We start from the raw sequence: 9,668 nt of genomic DNA, 5'->3' as shown, positions 1-9,668 counted from the left end.
ACTATACCAAAAGTGGAGGTGTTTTTCTTTTTTATAGTAGGCAGATGTCAAGGTCCATAATGAATTTCCAAAAGTACTTTACCAGATAAAGGTTAGATGTCATTTTTACTCTGCGAAAGTTGAGTAAGTGATTAGGCTATACGACAATTGATCCAGATTTTAGCGTATATGTTTTATTAATGTCATTGTTCTATCCAGCCATTTTCTTAATGAAGTTCTATCGTCTGGTATAAGGGTTATATTACTTCTTTTTGCTATTTCTTCAACAACTAAATCAACACTTATATTATCCGTTATTATTTTTTCTTCTGTAATATCTGTATGGAATGCATGGATACATCGGTCGATTTGTGATTTCGTCCAAGTCTCTCCTCGTTCTAACCGTTTATTCAACCGTTTTAATAACGTTTCCTTATTTGCATATAGAATATAATGCTTTAAAGGTATACCATCATCCGTAAGTTTTTGAATGATCTCTTTGTAATACTGGGGATTAGTTACTGTCATTGGTACAATGATTACGCCATCATATGTATTGGAAATGTATTTCAACATGCTGTAATTGAAAGACCGCCATTGTTCATGGTCCTGAAAATCAGATTTGTGTAATTCCTTTGGTGTATTTTTTCGAATAAAATATCCTATGTTTTCTGGGTCATAAACAAAAGAGTTGGGCAGTCGACGTTTTAATTCAAATGCAGAAGTTGTTTTTCCCGAACCAAATGCACCATTTAGCCAAATAATCATGTATGTAACCCCTTTTTATTGCTTTTTCAAATTACTGTATCACCTCAATATATCATTAGACCACCTTCAGTACAAAGGATTTTATTTCCTTGGAATCTACTGAGAAGGAAATCTCGTTGAACAGAATCATTTTATTTTTATTAAGGATCGGATACTTAGCCAAAATAAGAACTGTTCTAGATATGGGTATGATTCCTGTATATGAGTCATGGGTGTGTACAATTCTTGAAAACTTTAAACGCTTTCAAAAAGATCGACAGTGCTACCTAACCCCCCACGCGAAGCCAGTTTATTGTAAATATTATATCATAAAATTGATCGGAGGGAGGGGGGGCTTCAATAAACTCATATATCTGCAGCGAATGGGGTGCTTAGCGAAGTTTTGTAATTAAGTTATGTTATTACATTGGATGCCATGAATTAGTGGCATTCTTTTTTTTAGTGAAGAAACCTTGGAATATAAGCTATCTATAGTAGGAGGGCATAATGGAGTTTTATAAAATTAGTAAATACAGTGGTAAAAAGATTTTAAAATCCAATTCAGATTTTATTATGTCTCGTATTATTCAAACAGACATGCCAACTAACATTGGATGTATGTATTTAGATGAAAATGGCAGCGTTGGCTATCACCAAGCAGTCGTACCTCAACTTCTTTTAATTTTGAACGGCGAGGGCTATGTTCGTAATGAAAAAGATAACTATTTTAATGTTGAAGCTGAGGATGCTGTTTTTTGGGACAAAGATGAATGGCACGAAACGAAAACCAAAGGAGGATTAACTGCTATTGTTGTTGAAAGTGAAGAATTAAATCCTGCATTATTTATGTCACTGAAATAATTGTTAGTCAAGTTTAAATGGATTTTTAAAATATTAGGTATGATGTTATTCCGAAACACAAGCAAGTTTTAGTCCAAAAGGTATAACGTGGAACCAGTCAACTGCTGATTATTAAATGAATTTGGTTTATAAGTTAGGAGGTAGTTGAATGAGTGCAAAAGAAGAAGTGATAAAGATAATTAAAGACTTACCTAATGATGTGATGTTAGAAGATATTGTTAACGAGCTATCTGTTAAAGTGAAGATTGAAAAAGGGCTGGATCAACTAATTAAATGAATAACATCATGACCACAGCTAATGGTTATGATGTTATTTTTCTTTTGCTATTAGGCTGTGTTACTCATCCTTATTTAAAAATAGTCTCTATATTGATAGAGCATTGCAATAAAAGTAAAAATGGTAAATAAAAGAGAAGTGATGAAAGATGGACTTATTGAAAATTCAAATTTACGATTCTCATTCTCTCTATGACCTGTCGTTCCTTGGATTGCTGCATCCATATTTCGTGAAGTGAGTCCTCCTTTTGAAGTGAAAAACCAAATACTAATCGTAACAGCTGCTCCAATGAAAAAAGCGTAATCTAAGAATCCTGAATTTGTAAAATAAGCCAATCCCAAACCTAAAGTAGTTAAAAGCAATAAATTAATTAAAATGCTTAAAAAGACTCTCACGATTGCAAAACACTCCTTTTCGCGAAAATTCTGTATTATTTAAATCGTAACAGATACTCTAATAACTTACAATATGATATTCTTATCCTATTAAAGGAAAGACATCTTACCTTGTTCTTGTAGGATACAATGCACTAGCCTTATTTGGAGTAGTGATTGGGGCACGCTCTAAAAAAGAAGGTAAAGCACCTTTGTTATTGAATATAAAATAAAGAGCCAAAGAACTGAGTATGGATTAGCGCGTTTACAAAGAAGAGAGGAAAGTCAATGAAAAAATGGTTCGTTGTATCGTTGGTATTTGTTGGACTTATTCTTTTTGGTTGTTCGGACTCGGATAATGGGATTGCTGGACAAAAACCTCCAGAAGCTGTAATTGAGATAGGGAGTAAATCGTATGACACGATATTGGGCTCTTATTGCTGGGGTGAAAATGGTCAAACAACATGTGTTGATACTGCTGGACCACAAGAACTGTTGAAAGGGGTAGAGCCGATCAAGGTAAAAGCTGGAGTAAAAATATTTTTTGTGATGAATGATGAATCGCAACCAAATGAGTCTTACGTATTACAGATAAGTGAAAGTGATGAAATTGAAGTAAGTGTCCAAGAGAATAGTTTCCGAGCACCTTTACAACAGGGGATATATTACTATTCTTATGGGTATGGTGGATGGATGAGCAGGAAGAGAACGAATCCAATGGCGATGCCTTCTATAATTTTGTACTAGAAGTTGAATAAACTTTCTTAAAAAAATGGCTATACATTCGTCAGTAATCTAAACAGAAAATGAATCATGTCTCACGGTCAGAAAACCTGTTTTGAGCAATCTATTATATTATCGTTTATAATCAAAAGAAGCAACGTGTGTTTTACTTGGAGGTTAAAATGATATGAAATTAATTCTTGCTGAAAAACCATCCGTAGCAAAAAACATTGCAGATGCCTTGCAGATCAAGACGAAGAAAGATGGTTATTACGAAGGAAATGGTTATTTTATTACATGGGCTTTTGGTCATTTAGTAGAGTTATATGATGCGAAAGATTATGAACCGAAGATGCAGCGCTGGCATATGAATTATTTCCCGTTCATTCCGCAGACGTTCAAATATAAAGTGAAAAGCAATCCGCGGAACAGGAAAGCGGCTGACCCAGGAGCTGTAAAACAATTAAAAATTATTGAATCACTTATTAAAAAAACGGAAGTGGAATCTATTATTTCCGCTTGTGACTATGATAGAGAAGGTCAACTAATCGGGGACAGCATCATTTATCGTGGTGGCAAACGGCCGAATAAACCGGTGTACCGGCTCCTCTTGAATGAATGGACGCCAAATGAAGTGCGAAGCGGATTAGAGAAACTAAAGCAGAATGATGAGATGAAAGCTCTCCGGGACGCGGGAATCAGCAGGCAGTGGGCGGATTGGGTAATCGGGATTAATCTTACCTCTGTCACGACGCTGAAATACCAAGAGGGGAGTGGACAAGCGTTAAACATCGGACGCGTGCTCTTGCCGACATTGAAAATCATTTATGACCGGGATAAGGAAATTGAGAATTTCAAACCAGAAGATTATTATAAGCTTGCTGCTGTTTTTGAAACAAACGAGAAAGAGGTTTATGAAGGGACATATACAGAAGGTAAAGAAGATAAATTTAAGAAGAAAGAAACGCTTCTTGAAATTGAAGAAAAAATTGCTGGCAAACAAGGACAAGTCATGGATAAAAAAGTGACAAAGAAAAAGGAATTCCCGCCATTTCTTTTCAACCTCTCGAATCTTCAAGGGTTTATTACGAATAAATACAAAGGCTGGACCTCAGACAAAGTCCTCAAAGTTGCCCAGTCCCTATATGAGAAAAAGTTAATCACTTATCCTAGAACTTCCAGTGTAGCGCTTGATGAGAGTTTAGTCGGGAAAACGGCACATGTGTTAAAGACACATAGCGAAGATTTACCTTATAAAGATGAGATTAAATTTATGAAGACAAGACGGGTATTCAACAATGCGAAAGTAGAAAGCCATAGCGCAATCATACCGACTTATTTAAAACCGAAACGGCTTAACTCTGACGAATCAATTGTTTATCAGGCAATTAAAAACCGTTTCATCATGCAATTTATGCCGATTGCTGAATACGAGGAAACTAACCTGACGACAAAAATACTCGATGCCCCGATCGACGGTGTGTTTATAACGAAGGGAAGGGTCCAACTAATTGAAGGCTGGAAAAAAGTAGAGAAAATCCAGTCGAAGGATGTCCTTTTACCTATTATTCAAGTTGACGATCAAGTAGACATTAAGGAAACAAAATTAACTGATCATGTAACGAAACCTCCGAAACAGCATACCGAAAGAACACTGCTGCGGGTCATGGAAACGTGTGGTAAGAATATAAAAGGAGATAGTGAAACAGATGAAGAGTTACTCGGTAGCGTATTAACGGGTTTTAGTATTGGCACACCTGCAACACGTGCTGAGACGATTAAGAAATTGAAGGATGTCGGGTATATTTCGGCAAAGGGAAAAAACCTAACTTGTACGGAACTAGGAAGAAAGCTTGTAGAGACTTTCCCGGTGAAAAGTTTATTTGATCTAGAATTTACCGGCCGACTCGAAAAACGTCTCGCAGATATTCAAAAAGGGGAAGAAACGCGAAAAGACTTCCTCAGTCTAATCTTTCAGTTCACAACAGAAGCAGTTGAAACTATTAAGCAAGACGAGGAAACGATCATCCATAAAGCAGCTAAAAAGAAGGCGACGAACGAAGTATTAGGTAAATGTCCAGCTTGTGGCGGGGACGTCGTAGATACTTACATGGCCTTCAGCTGTAAAAATTGGAAAAGCGGCTGTAAATTCGCCATCTGGAAAAATGATAAGTTCCTCGCCACGATGCGGAAGAAACCGACAAAAACAATGGTGAAGCAGATTTTGAAAAATAACCAAGCTTACGTCAAAGGATTGACTAGTAAAAAAGGGAAGAAATTCAATGCTTACCTTTCTTATCATAAGAAAGAAGGAGCGGCGTATTATAGCTGGGAAATGAATTTTAATAAGAAACAAACACATGAAAAATGACGAATTTCTTAGGTGAATGAGAGATAAAGGAATAATTTATCAAAAACCATTGAAAAACCTCCTACTAAAAGCTTACAATAGGGGCAATTGGAAAGATGTAGCAAGGAGGGATAAATCGTGAAACCTAGGAAGCTGTTAATTATTAATATTATTACGTTTCTTGTTTTTGTTGGCGTTGTTGGCTTAGGGATTTACCAAGCGAATGCGAACCGTGGCGAACTCGGGAAAATAGATAATGAAGAGTTTGAAAAAGAAGAAACGGAAGAAACCGAGGAACAGGAAGACATTGAAATCGTAGAAAAAGAAGATGATGAACCATTTGAGACACCGGTAGATACGGTGAAAAAGGAAACGCTTAGTTCTTTAGTTTTAAAGGATAAGGAAAAGTTCATCCTTGCTTCAAGTGACACAATTGAAGAAGTAGAGGAAGAGCCGCTGGAAGAACCGGAAGTTCCGGAAGAAGAACCGGTGGAAAATGAATTACCAGAAACGGAAGAATCAACGAACTGGACCGTTCCAAATAACAATAATTCAAATACAGGAAATAATAATCCCCCAGATAACTCAAGCAATTATAATAATCGTAATGATCATAATCCAAATACGCATAAGCGGCCGGCACCGTCGACTCCGAAATCGGACCCGACTCCGAAACCGGATCCGGATCCAAAACCATCAAAGCCAGAACCTGATCCAGAACCAAAACCGGATCCGAAGCCAAATCCGAAACCAAATCCCGAACCAGATCCTGATCCGGAACCAGAACCTGAAGAGCCGATCGATGATGATCCAGACGGTGGAAGATTGCATTAATAACGTATGGATGAAGGGATTTGTTTGAGCAAATCCCTTTTCAACTGCAGCTAAAAGAATAAGCTTTCTAAATTTAATAAAAACGATTTCATTAATAGCTTAATTAAGTAAAGTTTGCTATCATTGTAAAGTAGGTTATAAGCTAACTGGTACAAGCGTTCTTTTGTACATAATCATGCTATGAAATGAGAAGAAAAACGCTTTTACTAAACACAGAAAAAATACAAAAAAGGGATGGTGTTTATAATGAACAAACCCAAAATTGTTGTCTTGGGGGCAGGTTATGCAGGGCTTACTGCAACGAGAAAATTAGCCCAAAAACTGTCACCTGAAGAAGCAGAAATTGTACTCATTAACAAGCATAACTATCACTATGAGGCAACTTGGCTCCATGAAGTTGCTGCAGGTACAATTAACCATAACCAGGCTCGCTACATGATTTCTGATGTGGTTAATCCAAAGCGTGTTCGTCTGATCTATGACACCGTAGTGGAAGTTAAAACTGAAGACCAGCGTGTCGTACTCGAAAACAGTGAAGTAGAATACGATTACCTCGTTTTCGCATTAGGTTTTGTAACAAATACATTCGGTATTAAAGGAATGGAGGATAATGCATTCTTCATTCAAGATATCGACAGTGCGCGCGTCATTCGCGAGCATATCGAATATAAATTCGCGCAATATAGCAGTGGTGAATCAACAGATGATAGTGATCTAACTGTGCTTGTAGGTGGCGGTGGATTTACAGGTATCGAATTTGTTGGTGAATTAGCTGAGAAGATTCCTGAACTCTGTAAGAAATATGATATCCCGCGTAACAAAGCACGCATCATTAACGTAGAAGCGGCACCTTCTATATTGCCGGTATTTGAAGAGGATCTTGTAGCATATGCGAAGAAATCGTTAGAAGACCGTGGTGTTGAATTCAGAATCGGTGCAGCTATTTCGGAATGTACAGAAGAAGGATTCATTGTTGGTGAAGATAATGAATTAATTAAAGCTGGTACAAGTGTCTGGACTGGAGGAGTAATGGGAAGTCCGGTACTTGAAAAATCTGGATTTGAAGTATTCCGTGGAAAAGTTAACGTTGATGCTGATCTGCGCTTACCAGGATCTGAAAATGTATTTATTATTGGTGACTGCTCATGGACGATGGATAAAGAAACAGGAAAACCATATCCACCAACTGGTCAATTAGCAACACAAGAAGGTGCTCATGTAGCAGAGAATATCAAAAACGCATTATATGGCCTACCGTTAACAGACTTTGTTTTCGATGACAAAGGTACAGTAGCATCACTAGGAATTTCCGATGGTATTGGAAACATCTTTAATGGCGTGAAATTGCAAGGGAAGCCAGCAGCTGCGATGAAGAAGGTAGTTGACGACCGTACACTCTTGGTAGTCGGCGGACCGAAAGCATTGCTGAAAAAAGGAAAATATCGTCCTTTCTAATTTGGAATTCTACTATTAATCCACTATAAAAGGTAAAGAGGAGTAGATGAACGATGAAAAGATTTTGCAGCATTTTGTTGCTCGCTGTAGCTGCAATTGTAGGCTACCGAGCAGTAAGTGATATCCTAGAAGATTCAAGGGATTTCCGCTAATAAAACCAATCTAAAAGCCACCCGGTTTATAAACTGGGTGGCTTTTTTATTCATTCGTATGTTATATCTTCAGTTGAGCCATATTATAACAGAGGTGATAAAGTTGCGCCGTAATACTTTATATTTTGTGCTCACCCTGTTATGGTTTCTCTTGTCTGTAGCGGTCGTCTCTGCAGAAGATGATGAAATTATGCTTCAGAGAGACGAACTCCAATCTTATTCTTTATCTGATTGGGGGCATGGATTTGTAAATTGGGAAAAGCTGGATGAATTAATGGATCAATTGGCAGAACAAGTTAAAGAACCCCCTACTAACGCAACACTTGGCAACGGCTTTGAAATTATCGAGGAGCAGCCTGGAAAAGCGTTGAATCGAATTGCTTTTACAACCTCTTTTTTAAAGGCATTTTATACTGGAGAGGATCAGGTGGTTGAAATCCCGACTAAGGCAGTTCAACCAAGGGTGGATCAGGAAATGCTACGGGAAATTACTCAAAAACGTCTTGGTTCTTACACGACTTACTATAATTCCGCAAACAAAGAACGGACAAAAAATATTAACCTTTCTGCAGAAGCTGTACATGGAACAGTTATTTTTCCTGGTGAAGTGTTTTCATTTAATGATACTGTTGGTGAACGAACAGAAGAGAAAGGGTATCAACGAGCACCGGTTATTGTAAAAGGCGAGTTCTCAGAAGATATCGGCGGGGGGATTTGTCAATTATCTTCAACAATTTTTAATGCAGTTGATTTACGTGGTATCCAGATGATTGAAAGGTACACTCATAGCCGCTCCGTTCCGTACGTACCCCCGGGAAGGGATGCAACCGTAAGTTGGTGGGGACCAGATTTTACATTTAAAAATTTATACAATGAACCGATCGTGCTTACCGCCCATGCAGCAAATGGCAGCTTAACAGTTGAAGTATTCTCCTCTGAAACAGTAGATTATTTCCAATCAAAATAAAAGCAGTATCCCGGATTCACGGGGATACTGCTTTTATGTGCATCAATTACTCAGCTTTATGAAGTTCTAGTTCGAAGTGGATTTTTACTTCGTCGGATACGAGTACGCCGCCTGTTTCAAGTGTAGCATTCCAAGTAAGTCCGAATTCTTTACGGCTGATTTTCGTTTCACCGCTGAAGCCGGCAACTGTAGAACCGCTCATCGGGTCTTTACTTTGACCTTCAAATGTAACGTCTAATGTAACTTGATTTGTATTTCCGTTAATTGTTAAATCGCCAATTACATCATATTCGTTATTTCCTTTGCGTTTTACATCTGTTGAAACAAATGTAAGTGTCGGATGATTCTCCACGTCAAAGAAGTCTGCAGAACGAAGGTGGTTATCACGGTCTTCGTTACGTGTGTTTACACTTGCAGCATCAATCGTTACTTCGATTTTCGAATCGGTAAGGTCTTCTACATCTGCTTCGATCACTGCATCAAATTTGTCGAATGTTCCTTTCGCTCGAGAAATCATCATGTGCTTAACCGAAAAACCTACTTCACTGTGCGCCAAGTCTACCGTCCACTTTTCTCTAGTCATTTAAAATCCCTCCAAATATTATGAAGTATTCCTCAATACTTACTTTCCGTTACCTAGTATATATTAATAAATCGGTAATGTCAATATAGCTTAATTAAAAAATATTTATTTAAGGATAAATTAACAAAACGAAATTATTATTCAAATACCACTAAATAGACTATCTCAAACTTGTTTTCCATGTAAATAGATCTTAATAATGAAATCCTTCAGATATTTCGATACAATAATATGGGGAGAGGTAACGTCAAAAGTTCTATGAAAACCAAGTGAAGAATCTACATGTCCTTTTAGCGACCAATAAAAGGCTGGCTAGAACGAAAGAAAATGCAGAATGGACTCTAGTTAGCACACGAGTTCCTAAAG

General features: G+C 37.5%; 10 protein-coding genes. 7 read left to right on the top strand and 3 right to left on the bottom strand.

From position 1 onward, the window contains the following. Positions 1–159 precede the first annotated feature (159 nt). Positions 160–747: an AAA family ATPase gene (locus GN217_RS18180; RefSeq protein ID WP_156858054.1), complete on the bottom strand. Its 588-nt coding sequence runs from the start codon at positions 745–747 to the stop codon at positions 160–162. Positions 748–1,233: 486 nt separating this feature from the next. On the opposite strand from GN217_RS18180, the gene GN217_RS18175 reads away from it, so the two are divergent. Next, positions 1,234–1,587, top strand: coding sequence for a cupin (locus GN217_RS18175; RefSeq protein ID WP_156858053.1), 354 nt, complete (start codon positions 1,234–1,236; stop codon positions 1,585–1,587). Positions 1,588–1,735: 148 nt separating this feature from the next. Then, positions 1,736–1,864 carry a hypothetical protein gene (locus GN217_RS19295; protein ID WP_255454423.1) on the top strand — a complete coding sequence of 43 codons (129 nt, stop codon included), beginning with the start codon at positions 1,736–1,738 and terminating at the stop codon, positions 1,862–1,864. A 74-nt stretch (positions 1,865–1,938) separates the two neighbouring features. Here the strand turns inward: GN217_RS19295 and GN217_RS18170 are convergent, their stop codons facing one another. Beyond that, complete coding sequence (locus GN217_RS18170) at positions 1,939–2,259, bottom strand: hypothetical protein (RefSeq protein WP_156858052.1); 321 nt, start codon at positions 2,257–2,259, stop codon at positions 1,939–1,941. Between the two features lie 267 nt (positions 2,260–2,526). Here GN217_RS18170 and GN217_RS18165 point away from each other — a divergent pair, with 267 nt between their 5' ends. From GN217_RS18165 to GN217_RS18145, 5 genes are all read left to right on the top strand, one after another. Continuing rightward, positions 2,527–2,985 (top strand): hypothetical protein, encoded by a 459-nt coding sequence (locus tag GN217_RS18165; RefSeq protein WP_232334501.1) that lies wholly within the window; start codon positions 2,527–2,529, stop codon positions 2,983–2,985. A gap of 163 nt (positions 2,986–3,148) precedes the next feature. Then, on the top strand, positions 3,149–5,332 hold the full coding sequence (locus GN217_RS18160; RefSeq protein ID WP_156858051.1) for a type IA DNA topoisomerase: 2,184 nt from the start codon (positions 3,149–3,151) through the stop codon (positions 5,330–5,332). Between the two features lie 117 nt (positions 5,333–5,449). After that, entirely contained in the window at positions 5,450–6,145 is a 696-nt protein-coding gene (locus GN217_RS18155; RefSeq protein WP_156858050.1) for a hypothetical protein, read from the top strand. Positions 6,146–6,391: 246 nt separating this feature from the next. Continuing rightward, positions 6,392–7,600 (top strand): NAD(P)/FAD-dependent oxidoreductase, encoded by a 1,209-nt coding sequence (locus GN217_RS18150; RefSeq protein WP_156858049.1) that lies wholly within the window; start codon positions 6,392–6,394, stop codon positions 7,598–7,600. Between the two features lie 279 nt (positions 7,601–7,879). Then, positions 7,880–8,719: a VanW family protein gene (locus GN217_RS18145; RefSeq protein WP_232334500.1), complete on the top strand. Its 840-nt coding sequence runs from the start codon at positions 7,880–7,882 to the stop codon at positions 8,717–8,719. 46 nt (positions 8,720–8,765) lie between these two features. Here GN217_RS18145 and GN217_RS18140 read toward each other — a convergent pair whose 3' ends face one another. Further along, positions 8,766–9,302 carry a YceI family protein gene (locus GN217_RS18140; RefSeq protein ID WP_156858047.1) on the bottom strand — a complete coding sequence of 179 codons (537 nt, stop codon included), beginning with the start codon at positions 9,300–9,302 and terminating at the stop codon, positions 8,766–8,768. Positions 9,303–9,668 lie beyond the last annotated feature (366 nt).

The sequence above is a fragment of the Oceanobacillus sp. AG genome (assembly GCF_009746545.1).
Lineage (GTDB): Bacteria > Bacillota > Bacilli > Bacillales > Amphibacillaceae > Oceanobacillus > Oceanobacillus indicireducens.
Note: the sequence above shows the minus strand (reverse complement) of the source record. Positions and strands in the feature narration are given on the sequence as shown.

Excerpts from the sequence above, each read along its gene's own strand:
- GN217_RS18160 (WP_156858051.1), top strand. The coding sequence starts at position 3,149 with ATGAAATTAATTCTTGCTGAAAAACCATCCGTAGCAAAAAACATTGCA.
- GN217_RS18150 (WP_156858049.1), top strand. The coding sequence starts at position 6,392 with ATGAACAAACCCAAAATTGTTGTCTTGGGGGCAGGTTATGCAGGGCTT.
- GN217_RS19295 (WP_255454423.1), top strand. The coding sequence starts at position 1,736 with ATGAGTGCAAAAGAAGAAGTGATAAAGATAATTAAAGACTTACCTAAT.
- GN217_RS18175 (WP_156858053.1), top strand. The coding sequence starts at position 1,234 with ATGGAGTTTTATAAAATTAGTAAATACAGTGGTAAAAAGATTTTAAAA.
- GN217_RS18165 (WP_232334501.1), top strand. The coding sequence starts at position 2,527 with ATGAAAAAATGGTTCGTTGTATCGTTGGTATTTGTTGGACTTATTCTT.
- GN217_RS18140 (WP_156858047.1), bottom strand. The coding sequence starts at position 9,302 with ATGACTAGAGAAAAGTGGACGGTAGACTTGGCGCACAGTGAAGTAGGT.
- GN217_RS18180 (WP_156858054.1), bottom strand. The coding sequence starts at position 747 with ATGATTATTTGGCTAAATGGTGCATTTGGTTCGGGAAAAACAACTTCT.